This window comes from Kitasatospora sp. NPDC059747, from assembly GCF_042732955.1.
Lineage (GTDB): Bacteria > Actinomycetota > Actinomycetes > Streptomycetales > Streptomycetaceae > Kitasatospora.
In genome coordinates this window covers 57,012-72,312 of the sequence record NZ_JBHWGV010000005.1, presented here as the reverse complement: position 1 = coordinate 72,312, position 15,301 = coordinate 57,012, and the positions used below count along the sequence as shown (strand labels likewise).

Below are 15,301 nucleotides of genomic sequence, written 5' to 3'. Positions count from 1 at the left end.
GCCCCCGCGGCGCGCCACCGCTGCCCACTTCACACCAATACCAAACATAATATGTATAACTCTCACCGCTATTTTAGGCCCGCTGACACTCCGCCGCGGAGCACCCATGACCGCCCGCCTCACCGCCCGCGGCATCGTGCGCCGCTACGGCGGGATCGAGGCCGTCGGCGGCGTCGACCTCGTCGCGCCCGCCGGGCGGATCACCGCGCTGATCGGGCCGAACGGGGCCGGGAAGAGCACGCTGTTCGACTGCCTGGCCGGGACGGTCCGGCCGGACGCCGGGCGGGTGCTGCTCGGCGGGCGGGACGTCACACGGGTGGCGGCGCATGCACGGGTACGGCTGGGGCTCGCCCGCACGTTCCAGCAGATCGCCGTCTTCCCCACCCTCTCCGTCACCGACAACGTCCGTGTGGGCGCCGAGCAGCGACCCGACCGGGCGGACGTCCCGGGGCGCACGGAGCGGGCACTCGCGCTGTTCGGGCTGCGGGACGTGGCCGGCGAGTCGGCCGGGGCGCAGCCGACCGGGGTGCTGCGCCTGGTGGAGCTGGCCCGGGCGCTGGCGGGCGAGCCGCGGGTGCTGCTGCTGGACGAGCCCGCGGCGGGGCTGGATTCGGCCCAGACGGCCAGGCTGGTGGCGGTGCTGCGGGGACTCGCGGGGCGCGGGATGGCACTGCTGCTGGTCGAGCACGACGCCGGGCTGGTCGCCGAACTCGCCGACACCGTCTACGCGATGGCGGACGGCCGGGTGGTGGCGGCCGGTCCCGCGGCGGCGGTGCTGGCGGATCCGCGGGTGGCCCGGGCGTGGGGCGGGGTGGCGTGATGCCGGTGGAGATCGCGTTGCGCTCGGCACGGGTCCGGTACGGTCCGCTCGAAGCGCTGCACGGGGTGGACCTGGCGTTCCCGTCCGGGCTGGTGAGCGTCCTGCTGGGGCCCAACGGCGCCGGACGGACGAGCGCGCTGCACGCGCTGGCCGGGCTCGTCCGGCTGTCCGGGGGCCGGGTCGTGTGGCGGGGCCGGGACGTCACCGGACTGTCGGTACGCCGGCGGGTGCGGACGGGGCTCGCGCTGGTGCCGGCGGAGCGGGCGGTGTTCGCGTCGCTGACGGTGGCCGAGCACCTCCAACTCGCTGGTCCGGGCAGCGAGTCGGCCCTCCGCCTGTTTCCCGAGCTGGCCGCGCTGCTACCCCGCCGGGCGGGCACGCTCTCCGGCGGGCAGCAGCAACTCGTGGCCCTCGCCCGGGCTTTGGCCACCGAGCCCGAGGTGCTGCTGCTCGACGAGCCCGAGCGCGGCCTGGCCCCGGCCGTCGTCGCCCGCCTGCACGCCCACCTGCTCGCCACCGACACCACGGTGATCCTGAGCGCGCGGGAACTCCCCCGCACCCTGGCGGGCGCGGCCGTCGTGCACGTGCTGCACCGCGGCGAGGTCGTGTTCTCCGGCGAGCCGGGCGAACTCGCCGCCACCGGGCCGACCGCTACTGCGCCAAGTACCCGCCGTCCACCGGCAGGACGGCTCCCGTGATGAACGACGCCTCGTCGGAGGCCAGGAACAGCACGGCCGACGCGACCTCCGCCGGGGAGCCGAGCCGGCCCATCGGGTGGAGCTTCTCGATCGCGGTGAGGTACTCGGGCCCGCCGGGTTCGTCGCGCAGCCGGACGACGCGTTCGGTGGTGATGGTGCCGGGGGCGACGGCGTTGACGCGGATGCCGCGGTCGGCCCACTCGACGGCGAGGTGCTTGGTGAGGCCGGAGGCGACGAACTTGGCCGGGCCGTAGACCGCCTGGCCGCGCTGGCCGGCCTCGCCGGAGATGGAGGAGATGCAGACGACCGAGCCGCCGGGCCGCTCCTGGGCGGTCATCGCGGCGATCGCGTACTTGCAGGTGAGGAACATGCCGCGGCCGTCGATGGCCATGACGTGGTCCCAGTCCTCGGCGGTGGCCTCGGTGATCTCCATGAGCGGGAGCACACCGGCGTTGGCGACCAGGACGTCGAGCCGGCCGTTGCGCTCGACGGCGGCGTCGATCATCCGGCGCGCGTCCTCGTCGCGGGCGACGTCGCCGACCACCGTGCCGATGTCGTACGGGAGTTGGTCGGCGAGGCGGGCCAGACCGACGGCGTCGACGTCGGTCGCGATCACCGCCGCACCCTCGCGGGCGAAGCGTTCGGCGACGGCCCGGCCGATGCCGCTCGCCGCGCCCGTCACCACGCAGGACCTGCCCGCGAGCCGTCCGACCCCGCCACCTGTTGCGTTCGCAGTCACCATGACGCCGGACTCTATCGACGAATGGTCAGGACGGCGTGGACGGCGCCGGATTGGCCTGCTCCGCGAACAGCGAACGGCTCCCGGCGGCGTCGGCGGTCAGCGGACGGCGAACGGCGAACGGCGAACGGCGAACAACTTTCAGATAACAGATTTCAAAATCTGTTATCTGAAAGTTGTCAGCTGTCATCCGTGCGCCCCTCACACCGTGAGCACGATCTTCCCCCGCAGGTGCCCGTGCTCACTCACCCGGTGCGCCTCCGCCGCCTCGGCGAGCGGGAGCACCCGGTGCAGCGGCAGCCGCAGGTCCCCCGCCGCGTGCAGCGCGAGCGCGGCCTCGAACGCGCGGCCGTAGTAGGGCTCGACGCCCTCGGCACCGCCGGTGAAGCGCACCCCGTGCTCCGCGGCGCCCACGAAGTCGGCGATCGTCAGCACCCGGTCGGCGCCGCCCGCCAGTTCGATCGAGAGCGGCAAAACCCCGCCGACCCCGGCCGCGTCCAGCACCTTGTCCACGCCGCCCGGTGCGACGGCCCGCACGCGCTCGGCCAGCCCGTCGCCGTACGCCACCGGAATGGCGCCCAGCTCGCGCAGGTGGGCATGGTTGGCCTCGCTCGCGGTGCCGACGACCGTGATCCCGCGCGCCCGGGCGAACTGCAGCAGCACGGTGCCGACCCCGCCGGCCGCGCCGTGCACCAGCAGCGTCTCGCCGGGCCGGACGTCGAGGATGGCCAGCGCCCGCTCGGCGGTCTCCGCCGCGACCGGGATCGCCGCCGCCTCCTCCCAGCCCAGCGCGGCGGGCTTGCGGGCTAGCTGGGCGGCGGGCACGATCACGTGCTCGGCGTGCGCGCCGCCCATCACCGCGCCGAACACCTCGTCACCGGTCGCCCACGCGGTGACGTCCGCACCTACGGCCCGAACCACGCCGGACAGTTCGAAGCCGGCGACGAAGGGATGGGCGACGGGGAAGACGTCCGCCATCAGGCCGGCCCGGATCTTGTGGTCCAGCGGGTTGACGCCCGCCGCGCGGACCTCTACCAGGACCTCGCCGGCACCCGGGGCGGGCAGGTCGAGGTCGATGGGGCGCAGCACGTCCGCGCCGCCGTACTCGGAGAAAGCGATCGCCTTGGTCATGGGAAAGTCCTTGCCGTGTCGAGGAGTTCGTGGACCCCGTGTTCTGGTACGGCTCCATCCTCGGCGCCCGGCCGGCTTCTCCCGGCCGTCCTTTCGGACGGTTCCACCCCTCCCAATGGCCAGGTCGGCCGGCCGCCCCCGGGGCTAGGCTGGACGGCATGACCGGACTGAGCGCGGACGTGGACTGGCAGAGCATGTGGGGACGTCCGGAGGACGCGCTCGCGCGGGCCGTCGAGGTGCTGCGCGCGCCCCGGCCGACGTTGCTGGTCCGCCTCTCCGAGGTGCTCGGCACGCTCGTGCCGCACGTGGCGGTCGCCCAGCTCAGCGGCATCTGCACGTACTCCCCCGCGAACGCGCTCGGCCTGCCGGAGGTCGCCGGGGAGGTCGTCAGCCTGGAGCTGGCCCGGCTCGCCGAGGCCACCGCCGACGCGACCGCGCAGGGCCGGCCGTGGCAGGGCGAGGCCCTGCTCGCGGGCCGCACCCGGCCCGTCGTGGTGGCCTCGGCGACGCCGGGCACCGGGAGCGCACCGGAAACAGGCAGCACGCCGGACACCGGCAACGCGCCCGGCACCGGCAAGGCGCCCGACGCCGGCGGCGCCGCCCTGCTGGTGCTGGTCCGCGCGAGCGCCGAGCCGGTGCCCGACGGCGCGCTGGCCGTCCTCCAGCAGCTGTGGGAGCTGCTCGTGACGCACTCGCACCACCGCGCCACCGACGCGGGCCCCAAGCACGCGGCGACGTCCCGGGCCTCGGCGAACGCCCGGGCCCGCGCGATCGCCGAGTTCACCGGCATGCACAGCGCCGCGCTCACCGCGATCCTCGGGCCGCTGCGCTCGCCCGCCCTGGACGACGCGACCGCGCGCCGCAGCGCCGCCGAACTGGCCGTGACGGCGCTGCTGGACCTGCGCGCGGGCGCCGAACTCGACCGGGCGCTCAGCGAGGAGCCGGCCGACACCGCGTTCGCCCGGCTGGCGGAGGAGCTCCGCCCGCTGCTGCGGCACGGCCGGGTCCGGCTGGACCTGGTGCCCCCGGCGGAGTCCGCCCGGTCCGTCCCGGCGGACACCGCGCACACCGCCCGCGACGCCGTCCGGGCGACCGTCCTCACCATGCTCGACCAGGACGGGGTGACGCGGCTGCACGTGAGCTGGACGTTCACCGGTGACGTGCTACGGGCGGTGGTGCGGGACGACGGGCCCGGCCTGCTCGCCGCCGACGCCCTCGCCGTGCACCGTACCGCCGACCGGATCGCCGCCCTCGGCGGCCGGGCCGCCGTGGAGGCCGTGCCCGGCTGGGGCAGCACGGTGACGGTGGACCTGCCGCTCGTGGCGCCCGGACCGGCTCTCGCCGGGGATCCGCTGGACGGCCTTCAGCCGCGCGAGCTGGAGGTCCTGGACCAGGTGGCGCGCGGCCGGCGCAATCGCGAGATCGCCCGGGAGCTGCACATCAGCGAGTCGACGGTGAAGTTCCACGTCGCCAACATCCTGGCGAAGCTGGGCGTCGCCTCGCGCGGCGAGGCCGCCGCCCTCGCCCACCGCGCCGGGATGCCGGCGGCGGCGGGGCTGTACGTCGCGTCGTGACCGACGCTCAGGAGTCGTTCAGCGGTTCAGCGGGCCGCGCCCGGGACGGCGTTCCAGCCCGTGTCATTGGAGCCGGAGTCGGAACCGGTCCCGGAACCGGAGCGGACGGCGGTGGCCGAGGCGGAGGCGGTGGCGGTGGAGACCGGACAAGGGACGTACGCAATCATGGACATCTCCCTCGATAAGGGGCCGGACAGCGACCCTGCCGACGATTAAAATCGCCAGCCTCACTCCAGCACAAGCGAAAATCCGAAGGGATGACGTGCCCGAGACAACGTGGGACCCGACCGCCCCCGGCATCCTGCGGCTCCCGTCCGGCCGCCTCCTGCGCGGCCGGGGCCTCAGCCGCCCGCTGCCATCCGGCCCCGCCCCCGACTTCGCGCTCTACCTCCTCGGCCACCGCCCCGCCCCCGTGCCGTGGGAGGCCCGCTGGGTGCGCTGGCCCGACTTCCGCCTGCCCGCCGACCGCGCCGACGCCCGCGCCGCCTTCGGCGAGGCGTGGCGGCGCTGCGCCGCCCAACGCGTCGAGATCGCCTGCCTCGGCGGCCGCGGCCGCACCGGCACGGCGCTCGCTCGCATCGCCGTCCTGGACGGCGTGCCGCCCGCCGAGGCCGTCGCCTACGTGCGGGCGCACTACAGCCCGCACGCCGTCGAGACGCCCTGGCAGAAGGGGTACGTCCGGCGGGCTCTGGAAGACTTGCCCGCATGTGGCACGAACTGATCCTCGAACTGGCCCCGGGCGCCGAGCTCGGCGCCCCGGCCGCCGACGACACGCTGGCGGAGGTCGAGCGGGCACTCGGGCAGCGGGTGCCGCCCGACCTCGCCGACCTGCTGCGGGAGTGCGACGGGGTCGTCCACCGCGGGCTGGACGTCGTGTGGGACGCCGCGCGGATCGCGGGCGAGAACGGCGATTTCCGGACGACCTTGGACTTCCGGCAGCTCTACATGCCGTTCGAGCCGCTGATGTTCTTCGGGGACAACGGCGGCGGCGACCAGTTCGCGTTCGTCCGCACACCCGAGCGCGATCACGACGTGTTCGTCTGGGACCACGAGACCGACAGCCGCTCGATGGTCGCCGGCAGGCTCCGCCAGTACCTCGAACGGAGCCTCACCGAAGACGGGGACTGGTACCTGTAACCACTGAACGGTCAGGTCTTGCGCAGGTCCGGGGCCGGGGCGCCGATCAGGAGGCGGCGCACGGCGTCCCACGCGGTGCGCATCGCGGCGGCGCAGGCGCGGGTGTCGTCGCCGAGCAGGCGCAGCCAGGCGCCGGCGTCGTGCGGCAGGACGCTGACGCCGTACAGCAGGCCGCGGTCGGCGAGGGCCTCGTGCAGGGTGTCGGCGACCCGGGCGGCCGGGGCGAGCGGCGTGATCGCGTACAGGCTGGCCATGACGTCGTGTCCGGCGAGCACCGCCGGGCCCGAGACGCCCCCGCCGCCCGGCTCCAGGCGGACGGTGTCCAGGGCGACCAGCGGGCCGTCCGGGCGCCGCACTTCGAGGTCGGAGGCGAACACCCGGTAGGCGTTGCGCTCGCCGCGGGCCAGGCGCCCGGCGAGGACGGTCTCGCCGGCGAGGACGGTGGCGGTGGGGTCGACGGTGAGGACGGTGCGCTGGTAGAGGCGGGAGTCGACGAAGGGGATGACGGGCTCGGGCAGGTACTCGACGTAGGCGCGGGGGCCGGCGTGCAGGTTGACGAGCTGCGTCGCGTAGTCGAACTCCATCCGGTAGACCTTGGTGGCCGCCTGGGTGGTGAGGTGCACGGCCGTGTCGGCGCCGCAGTGGAGGTCGGTGCGCAGCCGGTCGGCCTGGAGGATGCCGCCGCCGGTGGACATCAGGAGGGTGACGGCGAGGTCCGGGCGGGCGGGGTCGAAGTAGAGCGGGCGCATGATCTGCAGCGGCGACTTCTGGTAGTGGCCGGTGAGTTCGGTGCGGGCGCCGATCTTCTCGAAGGAGAGTTCCAGCAGGCCGACCTTGCCGGGGCGCCCGACCCCGAGGGTGTCGGGCGTCCCGGCGTGCCGACGGACCTCGGCCGGGACGCGGGCCGGCTCGTAGTGCCGGGGGTCGAGCCGCGGTGGCGCCACGTCCGCGGCCACGTCCGGCACGACGTTCGGTGCCGCATCCGTGGCCGCATCCGGCGCGACATCCGCGGCCACGTCCGGCGAGATGTCCGGGGCGGCCGTCATGCGGAGACCTTGCGGAAGGTCTCCAGGAAGGCGGCGATCTCCTCCAGTCCTTCGCCGGTCAGGCAGTTGGTGAGCACGACCGGTCCGCCCTCGCGGACGCGGTGGGCGTCGGACTCCATGACGCCGAGGTCCGCGCGGACGTACTGGGCGATGTCGATCTTGTTGATGACCAGGAGGTCGGACTCGGTGATGCCCGGTCCGCGCTTGCGGGGCATCTTCTCGCCCTCGGCGGTGTCCAGGACGAAGAGGAAGAGGTCGACGAGGACGGGGCTGAAGGTCAGGGTCAGGTTGTCGCCGCCGGACTCGTAGAGCAGGGTGTCGACGTCGGGGAAGCGTTCCAGGAGCTCGGCGCCGGCGGCGAGGTTCATCGTCGGGTCGTCCCGGACGGCGGTGTGCGGGCAGGCGCCGGTCTCGACGCCCACGACCCGCTCGGGGTCGAGCACGCCGGCCAGGGTGCGGCGCACGTGCTGGGCGTCCTCCTGGGTGTAGATGTCGTTGGTGACGACGGCCGGGCGGTGGCCGCGGGCGATCAGGACCGGGACGAGGGCCTCGATCAGCGCCGTCTTGCCGGAGCCGACGGGGCCGCCGATGCCTACGCGGAGCACGTTCTCGGTCAAGTTTCCTCCTCTGGTGCGGTGTTGCTCGTGTTTCGCGTTTCGGTGCCGCGCGAGGCGCCGTTCCCGCGGCGGGTCAGCTCATGAACAGCCGGGCCTCGGCCCGCTCGTGCCGTCCGGACATCGCGTCGGCGACCGGCACGCAGCCGCCGAGGTCGGCCAACTCCCGCGCCAGGGCGGCCCGGATGACGTCCTGGAGCACCGGCGCGACCGACCGCAGCACGACCTGCGCCTTGCGGTGGTCGGTCAGCCGCAGCCGCAGCGCGGCGCCGACGAAGCTGGTGCAGAACGCGAACAGGTCGCCGGCGAGGGCCTGTTCGGCCGGGACGCCGGCGGCGGCGTACGCGACCCCGGCGGCGACCGCCTGCGAGCCGGGGGCGCGCTTGTCGGCGACCAGTTCGGCGTACCGCTCCAGGGGTTCGCCGCCGAGCGACTCCCGGGCGATGTCCAGGAGTTGGCGTCCGGTCCGGGTGGAGGCCAGCCGCAGCTCGCGGTTGAGCTTGGTCGCGTGCAGCCGCTCGTCGACCTCGGCGAGCAGTTCCCAGTCCCCGGCCGTCGCGGCGCGGTGGGCGAGGGCGAGCGCGGTGGCGTCGCCCGGGCCCACCGAGTGGCGCAGCAGGTCGGTGAGCAGGTCCGGCATGGTGTCCGGGGTGACGGCCTTGGCCTGGGCGTAGCCCTCCAGCCCGTGGGAGAGGGTGTAGAACCCGCTGGGGAAGGCGGAGTCGGTGAGCTGGAGGCAGACGAGCAGGGCGTCCAGGCCGCCCGGGCCACCACTGCTCGGGCCACTGCCGCCCGCATCACCGCCGCCCGTCTCCCCACCGACCTGGTCACCGCCGACCGGGCCGCTCATGCGAGGTAGAACAGGTGGTTGAGCGGGAGTTCGCGCGCGGGCTCGATGGTGGCGGGCTCGCCGTCCAGGGTGACCTTGTAGGTCTCCGGGTCGACCGCGATCTTCGGCAGGGCGTCGTTGCGGACCATGTGCTGCTTGCCGACCGAGCGGCACCGCTGCACCGGCAGGACGCGGCTGTCGAGGCCGAGCCGGGCCGGGACGCCGAGGTCGACGGCGGCCTGGGACATGAAGGAGACCCGGGTGGCCTGCTTGGCGCGGCCGAGCGCGCCGTACATCGGGCGGTAGTAGACCGGCTGCGGAGTGGGCAGGGAGGCGTTGGGGTCGCCCATGAGGGCCCAGTTGATGACGCCGCCCTTGATGACCATCTTGGGCTTGGCGCCGAAGGAGTTGATCGGCCAGAGCACGATGTCGGCGAGCTTGCCAGGCTCCAGGGAGCCGATGTGGTCGGCGGTGCCGGAGGCGATGGCCGGGTTGATGGTGAGCTTGGCGAGGTAGCGCAGGACGCGGAAGTTGTCGTTGCGGTCGGTGTCGCCGGCGAGCTTGCCGCGCTGGTCCTTGCAGTGGTGGGCGGTCTGGAAGGCGCGGGTGAAGGACTCCCCGATGCGGCCCATGGCCTGCGAGTCGGAGGAGAAGATCGAGATGACGCCCTCGTCGTGCAGGACGGTCTCGGCGGCGATGGTCTCGGCGCGCACCCGGGAGTCGGCGAAGGAGACGTCCTCGGGGATGTCGTGGCTGAGGTGGTGGCAGACCATCACCATGTCGAGGAGCTCGTCGACGGAGTTGACGGTGTAGGGCAGGGTCGGGTTCGTCGAGGACGGCAGGACGTTGGCCTCGCCGGCGATCCGCATGATGTCGGGGGCGTGGCCGCCGCCGGCGCCCTCGGTGTGGAAGGTGTGGATGGTGCGGCCGTCGATCGCGGAGAGGGTGTCCTCGAAGTAGCCGCCCTCGTTGAGGGTGTCCGTGTGGATGGCGACCTGGACGTCGTACTCGTCGGCGACGCGCAGCGCCGTGTCGATCGCGGCCGGGGTGCTGCCCCAGTCCTCGTGCACCTTGAGGCCGCACACGCCCGCCTCGACCTGTTCGCGCAGGGCTCCGGGCAGCGAGCCGTTGCCCTTGCCGAGGAGGCCGACGTTGACCGGGAGGTCCTCGACGGCCTGGTACATCCGGCCGATGTTCCACGGGCCGGGCGTACAGGTGGTGCCGTTGGTGCCGTCGGAGGGGCCGGTGCCGCCGCCGATGAGGGTGGTGATGCCGTTGCTCAGCGCCTCCTGGGCCTGCTGGGGGGCGATGAAGTGGATGTGGGTGTCGATGCCGCCGGCGGTGGCGATCAGGTGCTCGCCGGAGATGACCTCCGTACCGGGGCCGATCACGAGCTTGGGGTGCACGCCGCTCTGGGTGTGCGGGTTGCCGGCCTTGCCGACGGCGGTGATGAAGCCGTCCTTGACGCCGATGTCGCCCTTGACGACGCCGAGGACCGGGTCCAGGACGACGACATTGGTGATGACCAGGTCGAGCGCGCCCTGGGCGGAGGTGGCGGCCGGGTCCTGGGCCATGCCGTCGCGGATGCCCTTGCCGCCGCCGTAGACGGCCTCGTCGCCGTAGTGGCCCTGGTTGAAGTCCTTCTCGACCTCGACCACGAGGTTGGTGTCGGCGAGGTGGAAGCGGTCGCCGACGGTGGGTCCGAACAGGTCGGTGTACTGCTTGCGGGAGAGCATGGCCATCAGAGGGTGCCTTCCTTGCGGTCGTCCTTGCGGTCGTCCTTGCGGTCGAGTTCGGTGCCCTTGAAGCCGAGCGCGATCGCCCGGCCGATGGCGCGGGCGCGCGTGTCGGCGGACTTGATGCCGCCGTCGACGAGGTTGGCGAAGCCGACCAGGCGGCCGTGCCCGCCGAACTCGGCGAGCGTGACGTCCAGGGTGACGCCGGGCTCGAAGCGCACGGCGGTGCCGGCCGCGATGTCCAGGTGCTTGCCGTAGGCGGCGTTGCGGTCGAAGTCGAGGGCGCGGTTGGCCTCGAAGAAGTGGTAGTGGGAACCGACCTGGATCGCCCGGTCGCCCGTGTTGCTGACCGTGACGGTGACCGTGGCGCGGCCGGCGTTGATCTCCACCGGGTCGTCGCCGTACAGGTACGTGGCGCCACCAGACATGGCTGGCCCTTCCTCTCCCTCGGTTCAGTGGGTTCGTTCAGTGATGCGTGTGGACGTGCGTGTGGCTGTGCGCGGAAGCGTGGCTGTGCCCAGGACCTTGACCCTGCCCAGGACCGTGACCGTGGCCCGCGCCCGGCCCGTGGCTGTGGGCGTAGCCGTGCCCGTGCTCCGCGTCGAGTCCGGCCGCGACGCCGTCCTCGCCGTGGCCGAGCAGGTGCAGGGCCGCCGCCGTGCGGGCCGCGACCACCCCCGCGATCGCGGCGGGGCGCAGCAGCGGTCCGCCGTCGCGGACGCCGGCCGGTGCCGGCGGCGCGACCGCCCGCCCGAAGGAGGCCGGGACGGCGGTGACCGTGCGGGCGCCGAGGAGGCGGCAGCGTTCGGCGCCGTCGGCGGAGTCGGGGTCGCCGCCCGCGAGGGCCACCTCGACCAGGCGGTGGTGCCCGTACTGGCGGACGAGCCGGGCGATCCGGAAGAGCTCGGCGTCCTCGAACGGTCCGGCCGCCGGCGCGGTGACCAGGATCGCGCCGTCCGGGTCGGGGTCGGTGCCGGCCGCGGCGCGCAGCCAGCCGACGAGGTGTTCGGCGGCGCCGAACGGCTCGGTGAGGGCGAGCCGGCCGCGGGCCTCGCCGGCGGCGAGCCAGTGCAGGGCGCGGGCGCTGTCGGCGACGAGCTTCGGGTCGCGGCCGAGCGTCATTGGGACGACGCACACCGGTCCGCCGGTGGCGGCGAGCGCCGAGCGGACGGCCGCGGCGAGGTCGCGTCCCGGGGCGGCCGCCGCGTGGATCGCGGGCCCGCGCTCCACCAGGGGGGCGAGGTCGCGGGCGTGGCCGCTCTCGTGGCCGCCGGCCAGCACCACGGTGGCGGCCCGGCGGTCGGCGGTCACTCAGGCACCGACCGGGTCGTGGCAGGAGACGAGCTTGGTGCCGTCGAGGAAGGCGGCCTCGACCTGGAGCAGCGGGAGCATCTCGCGCACGCCGGGCATGACGTCGGCGCTGCCGATGACCTGCTTGCCGATCTCCATGCACTCGGCGACGGTGCGCCCGTCCCGGGCGCCCTCCATGATGGCCTCGCTGATCAGTGCGCAGGCCTCGCTGTAATTCAGCTTCACGCCGCGGTCGCGGCGTTTGCGGGCCAGATCGGCCACGACGTAGATGTACAGCTTGTCCATCTCGCGCGGGGACAGGTTCACGGGGATCACGCTTCCTTTCCGGCATTTCGAAGAGGCTTCGAAGAAACGCGGGGGAGTTCGGGGAATGGGACGGACCCTCAGATTCGGCGCAGCCGCGGAACGGCCGGCACCGCCGCGAGGAACAGCACTGTGGTAACGACGAACGGCCATGTGAAGGCATGGCTGCCGAAGGGTGCGGCGACGGCGTCGATCGCCGGGGTCAGCACGGTCGCGGCGACCGCGCCGAGCAGCGCGTAGGCCGCGCTCCACGCTCCGGGGGCGACGAACACCCCGCAGAGGGCCATCGCCACCAGCACGCCGTTGTAGCCCAGCAGCCCCTCGCCGACGGCTTCGGCCGGGGCGCCGAGGGCCCAGGCGGTGACCAGCGAGGTGGCGCTGCCCGCGCAGGCCGTGAGGGCGGCGAGGCGGCTGGCCGCGAGGAGCCCTGCGAGGAACAGCAGGCCGACGTACCACTGGGACATGAAGAAGATCTGGCCGATGTTGGCGAAGAAGCCGTGCCACAGCTGGTCCCAGGTCGGCCCGGTGGGGCCGGTGGCGGGCAGGGGCAGGGCGGCCGGGGTGGGGGCGCCGTGCCACAGCTGACGGAAGCCCGGCGCCGCCGCCGTGGTCGCGGTGGCGACGAGGCAGAACGGCTCGGTGAGCACGGGCAGCCGCCGGGCGGCGAGCAGGGTGGTGAGGCCTGCGGTGAGGACGACGGAGACGACGGCGCCGAGCACCGCGACGACGAGGGTCGCCGGGTGTCCGGGGTCGAGGAAGACCGCGCAGCTCAGGGCCACGAGGCAGCCGTTGTACCCGTGCAGCCCCGCTCCCACGGCCGCGGGTGCCAGCTGCAATCCGTACGCGGTGCCGGTGCCGACGACGCTGCCGAGCAGGCCGTAGACGCCGTACTGCCAGCCGGCGGCGAAGAGTGCGGCCACGAAGAAGAGGCCGCACACGGCCGACGGCAGGAAATCCACCTGGGCGATTCCGCGCAGGACTTCGATCCCCAGCCTGAGGGATATCGGGCGAGTGGCCGCCGGAGCCGCCGGTTCGTCCTTTTCCTGAGCCATTCGTCGCACCAATTCCCGCTACGGCTTTCCACCGCAAGGCGAAGTTCCCCGCGAAGCTGTTCGACGTGCCCTTACGAACGACTCGCGATTCCGTCGGAACCGTACTCCTGCGGATCGCCGACATGCTCGCACACACCAGGTTACGGGCGAATGACAATTGGTGATCAACCCGCCCCTGAGCTGCAACAATCTGTTGAATCTGCAGGTCGAAGGCCCCCCTGAAGACGTCCATTCTTTGCGAAGTTTTACTCATGGCTGCCGCGACGGAGAAGGTGGCCAGGCCGATGAATTCCACCCGAATCAACTCCTGACCGGCAATTCGGACACCCTGCACCGCTAACCGGCGGCCCGAAAACGCCCGCCGTCCCGGGTAAGCGGTTCCGCCCCCGGGTGGGCTCCGGGAGGGTGAGGAGGTGCTCATGGGAGAACCGAAGAACGACCGGGACGACGGGTTCCGGGCCTTCATCGTCGCGGCCTGGCCACGGCTGCTGCGGACGGCCTACCTGCTGGCCGGCGAGCAGTACGCCGCCGAGGACCTGGTGCAGTCCGCCGCCGAGCAGGCCTGCGCGTCCTGGCACAGGGTGCGCCGCGCCGACGACGCGTACGCCTACGTCCGCCGGATCCTGGTCAACCGGCACGCCCGCCACCACCGGCGCCGGCCGCCCGAGCTGCTGGTCGACGCCGTGCCGGACGCGCCCGGCACGGAGGACGGCTACCGCCGCTCCGACCAGCGCTCGGCGCTGCTGACCGCCCTGGCCACGCTGCCGCCCCGGCAGCGGGAGGCCGTGGTGCTGCGGCACTGGGAGGACCTGAGCGACAGCCAGGCCGCCGCGGCGATGGGCTGCTCGACGGGAGCCGTGCGCAGCCACGCGGCGAAGGGGATAGCGAAGCTGCGGCAGACCGCGGCGCTGAGGGAACTCACCGACATGACGCACATCGGAGGCCAGGCATGACCGGCAACGAGGGCTTTGAGGGCAACGGCGGCGACGAGCAGGACCTGTGGGTCGGACTCGAACTGGCCGACGCGGCGGCCGGGGCCGCGGTCGGCCCGGTGCCGGTGGACCGGATCCTGGCGGGCGGGCGCCGCATCCGGCGCCGCCGCCGGGCGGTCGTGGGCGCGGTCGCGCTGACCGCGGTGGTGGTCCTGGGCGGCGGCGCGTTCGCGGGCCTGGGCGGGCGGACGGCGGGCGGCACGACGATCGGCGCGGCCGGCGGCGCACCGCTGTCCGCACCGACACCCGCGGCGACGTCCGGCTCCACGCCCTCCGTGTCGACGGCGGCGCGGGATCCCCTGAGCCCCCTCCGCGTCGTGCTCGCGGAGGGCACCGCCAACGGCAAGGAGTGGAAGGTGTGGGCGGCGCTGTGGACGCTCGCGCCGAAGGAGGAGGCGTTCCGGCAGGCGCTGGCCATCGCCGCGGAGCGGCGCGCGGTCGACCCCGAGGTGCCGGAGCCGACGGAGGCGTACGTCCGGCAGTACTGGCAGCCCCACGACGACGTCGTGAACCTCTACTTCACGGTCGGCGGCGTCCGGCTGCCGCACGACCAGGAGTTCACCACGCGCTCCGCCACCCAGGCCCCGCCCCCCGGAGGCGAGGCGCTCACCGGCACCAGCCTCGGCCACTGGGGCAAGGACGACACCGCGGCACCGGCGGACGTGGCGGTGGTCTCGGTCGCCCCCGACGTCGCCAGGGTCGCGGTGACCTGGGCGGACGGCACGACCACGGAGCCGCCGCTGGTCACCGTCGCGGACTCGCCGATCCGCTGGGTCGCGGTGCCCCGCAAGGCCGGTACCCGGGCCGAGACCTGGCGGGAGTTCGGCCGCGACGGCGCCGAGCTCCCGAACCGCGAGCTCGGCTTCCTGAAGTGACGGCGGGCTTCCCTGCGTGAGCCGAAGGACACGCCCCGGCGCCGGCGTCGTCCGGTCCGCGGCGGGTAGAGGGTCGGACATGGATGCGATATTGGTGGAAGAGGACTTCGTCCACATCGACGGCACCGACATGAACGCGATCCTCGAACTGCTCGGCCGGCTGGGCCTCGACGCCGAGCCGACCGCGCCGCGCGGCGGCGGCCGGGGCCGCCAGTGGGAACTGACGATGCACTGGCAGACGCATGGTCCCATCTCGGAGGCCACCGAGAACGGGCTGCGCGACACGGCCGGCCGGATCAGGGAGCACTTCGTCGCCGCCGGCAAGCGGGCCCCGTCGAAGGTCGTCCTGTGCGGGCGGGACGGGCTCGTGCTCCGGACCTTCCAGTAACCCGCCCGTGCCTCCGCAGCGGGAGTGGGGGGGTGGGGGCGGCGGCGTGGGCGAGC

Annotated in this window: 20 protein-coding genes; 8 read left to right on the top strand and 12 right to left on the bottom strand. The window is 73.8% G+C overall.

Translation table 11 applies throughout. From position 1 onward, the window contains the following. The first annotated feature begins 106 nt into the window (after nucleotides 1–106). Complete coding sequence (locus tag ACFV4G_RS03820; protein WP_380436110.1) at nucleotides 107–820, top strand: ABC transporter ATP-binding protein; 714 nt, start codon at nucleotides 107–109, stop codon at nucleotides 818–820. Next, a complete protein-coding gene (locus ACFV4G_RS03815) occupies nucleotides 820–1,518 on the top strand; it encodes an ABC transporter ATP-binding protein (protein ID WP_380436108.1) in 699 nt (232 codons plus the stop codon). The genes ACFV4G_RS03820 and ACFV4G_RS03815 overlap by 1 nt, the downstream gene beginning before the upstream one ends. Here ACFV4G_RS03815 and ACFV4G_RS03810 read toward each other — a convergent pair. Genes ACFV4G_RS03810 through ACFV4G_RS03800 form a run of 3 tightly spaced genes read right to left on the bottom strand, consistent with a single transcriptional unit; the run spans nucleotide 1,472 to nucleotide 3,388 of the window. After that, nucleotides 1,472–2,260 (bottom strand): SDR family NAD(P)-dependent oxidoreductase, encoded by a 789-nt coding sequence (locus tag ACFV4G_RS03810; protein WP_380436106.1) that lies wholly within the window; start codon nucleotides 2,258–2,260, stop codon nucleotides 1,472–1,474. The genes ACFV4G_RS03815 and ACFV4G_RS03810 overlap by 47 nt on opposite strands. 25 nt (nucleotides 2,261–2,285) lie before the next feature. Then, a complete protein-coding gene (locus ACFV4G_RS03805; protein WP_380436104.1) occupies nucleotides 2,286–2,447 on the bottom strand; it encodes a hypothetical protein in 162 nt (53 codons plus the stop codon). Nucleotides 2,448–2,458: 11 nt separating this feature from the next. Then, complete coding sequence (locus ACFV4G_RS03800) at nucleotides 2,459–3,388, bottom strand: NADP-dependent oxidoreductase (protein WP_380436102.1); 930 nt, start codon at nucleotides 3,386–3,388, stop codon at nucleotides 2,459–2,461. Between the two features lie 158 nt (nucleotides 3,389–3,546). Between ACFV4G_RS03800 and ACFV4G_RS03795 the strand changes: the two genes are divergently transcribed. Next, nucleotides 3,547–4,962 (top strand): LuxR C-terminal-related transcriptional regulator, encoded by a 1,416-nt coding sequence (locus tag ACFV4G_RS03795; protein ID WP_380436100.1) that lies wholly within the window; start codon nucleotides 3,547–3,549, stop codon nucleotides 4,960–4,962. A 26-nt stretch (nucleotides 4,963–4,988) separates the two neighbouring features. Here ACFV4G_RS03795 and ACFV4G_RS03790 read toward each other — a convergent pair whose 3' ends face one another. Continuing rightward, nucleotides 4,989–5,129, bottom strand: a complete 141-nt coding sequence (locus tag ACFV4G_RS03790) for a hypothetical protein (RefSeq protein ID WP_380436098.1) — start codon at nucleotides 5,127–5,129, stop codon at nucleotides 4,989–4,991. A gap of 95 nt (nucleotides 5,130–5,224) precedes the next feature. On the opposite strand from ACFV4G_RS03790, the gene ACFV4G_RS03785 reads away from it, so the two are divergent. Both ACFV4G_RS03785 and ACFV4G_RS03780 read left to right on the top strand, forming a co-directional pair. Then, on the top strand, nucleotides 5,225–5,683 hold the full coding sequence (locus tag ACFV4G_RS03785; RefSeq protein WP_380436097.1) for a protein phosphatase: 459 nt from the start codon (nucleotides 5,225–5,227) through the stop codon (nucleotides 5,681–5,683). Then, a complete protein-coding gene (locus ACFV4G_RS03780) occupies nucleotides 5,668–6,099 on the top strand; it encodes an SMI1/KNR4 family protein (RefSeq protein ID WP_380436095.1) in 432 nt (143 codons plus the stop codon). Before ACFV4G_RS03785 ends, ACFV4G_RS03780 begins: the two co-directional genes overlap by 16 nt. 11 nt (nucleotides 6,100–6,110) lie before the next feature. On the opposite strand, the gene ACFV4G_RS03775 is transcribed toward ACFV4G_RS03780, so the two are convergent. From ACFV4G_RS03775 to ACFV4G_RS03740, 8 genes are all read right to left on the bottom strand, one after another. Further along, nucleotides 6,111–7,145, bottom strand: coding sequence for an urease accessory protein UreD (locus ACFV4G_RS03775; protein WP_380436093.1), 1,035 nt, complete (start codon nucleotides 7,143–7,145; stop codon nucleotides 6,111–6,113). Beyond that, nucleotides 7,142–7,762 (bottom strand): urease accessory protein UreG, encoded by a 621-nt coding sequence (gene ureG / locus ACFV4G_RS03770; protein ID WP_380436091.1) that lies wholly within the window; start codon nucleotides 7,760–7,762, stop codon nucleotides 7,142–7,144. Before ureG ends, ACFV4G_RS03775 begins: the two co-directional genes overlap by 4 nt. A 73-nt stretch (nucleotides 7,763–7,835) precedes the next feature. Then, the gene (locus ACFV4G_RS03765; protein ID WP_380436089.1) at nucleotides 7,836–8,609 is read right to left on the bottom strand and encodes an urease accessory protein UreF; all 774 of its coding nucleotides are present in this window, start codon (nucleotides 8,607–8,609) and stop codon (nucleotides 7,836–7,838) included. Beyond that, nucleotides 8,606–10,330 (bottom strand): urease subunit alpha, encoded by a 1,725-nt coding sequence (gene ureC / locus ACFV4G_RS03760; protein ID WP_380436087.1) that lies wholly within the window; start codon nucleotides 10,328–10,330, stop codon nucleotides 8,606–8,608. Before ureC ends, ACFV4G_RS03765 begins: the two co-directional genes overlap by 4 nt. Continuing rightward, nucleotides 10,330–10,752 (bottom strand): urease subunit beta, encoded by a 423-nt coding sequence (locus ACFV4G_RS03755; protein ID WP_380436085.1) that lies wholly within the window; start codon nucleotides 10,750–10,752, stop codon nucleotides 10,330–10,332. The genes ureC and ACFV4G_RS03755 overlap by 1 nt, the downstream gene beginning before the upstream one ends. A 37-nt stretch (nucleotides 10,753–10,789) precedes the next feature. Next, complete coding sequence (locus ACFV4G_RS03750) at nucleotides 10,790–11,635, bottom strand: cobalamin biosynthesis protein CbiX (protein ID WP_380436083.1); 846 nt, start codon at nucleotides 11,633–11,635, stop codon at nucleotides 10,790–10,792. Next, nucleotides 11,636–11,941, bottom strand: coding sequence for an urease subunit gamma (locus ACFV4G_RS03745; RefSeq protein WP_380436081.1), 306 nt, complete (start codon nucleotides 11,939–11,941; stop codon nucleotides 11,636–11,638). Nucleotides 11,942–12,018: 77 nt separating this feature from the next. Then, on the bottom strand, nucleotides 12,019–12,990 hold the full coding sequence (locus ACFV4G_RS03740; protein WP_380436079.1) for an urea transporter: 972 nt from the start codon (nucleotides 12,988–12,990) through the stop codon (nucleotides 12,019–12,021). A 419-nt stretch (nucleotides 12,991–13,409) separates the two neighbouring features. Here ACFV4G_RS03740 and ACFV4G_RS03735 point away from each other — a divergent pair, with 419 nt between their 5' ends. The 3 genes from ACFV4G_RS03735 (at nucleotide 13,410) to ACFV4G_RS03725 (ending at nucleotide 15,245) form a co-directional block, all read left to right on the top strand. Then, complete coding sequence (locus tag ACFV4G_RS03735) at nucleotides 13,410–13,943, top strand: SigE family RNA polymerase sigma factor (RefSeq protein ID WP_380436077.1); 534 nt, start codon at nucleotides 13,410–13,412, stop codon at nucleotides 13,941–13,943. Continuing rightward, complete coding sequence (locus ACFV4G_RS03730; protein ID WP_380436075.1) at nucleotides 13,940–14,857, top strand: hypothetical protein; 918 nt, start codon at nucleotides 13,940–13,942, stop codon at nucleotides 14,855–14,857. The genes ACFV4G_RS03735 and ACFV4G_RS03730 overlap by 4 nt, the downstream gene beginning before the upstream one ends. A 79-nt stretch (nucleotides 14,858–14,936) precedes the next feature. Continuing rightward, nucleotides 14,937–15,245 carry a hypothetical protein gene (locus ACFV4G_RS03725; protein ID WP_380436073.1) on the top strand — a complete coding sequence of 103 codons (309 nt, stop codon included), beginning with the start codon at nucleotides 14,937–14,939 and terminating at the stop codon, nucleotides 15,243–15,245. Nucleotides 15,246–15,301: the final 56 nt, after the last annotated feature.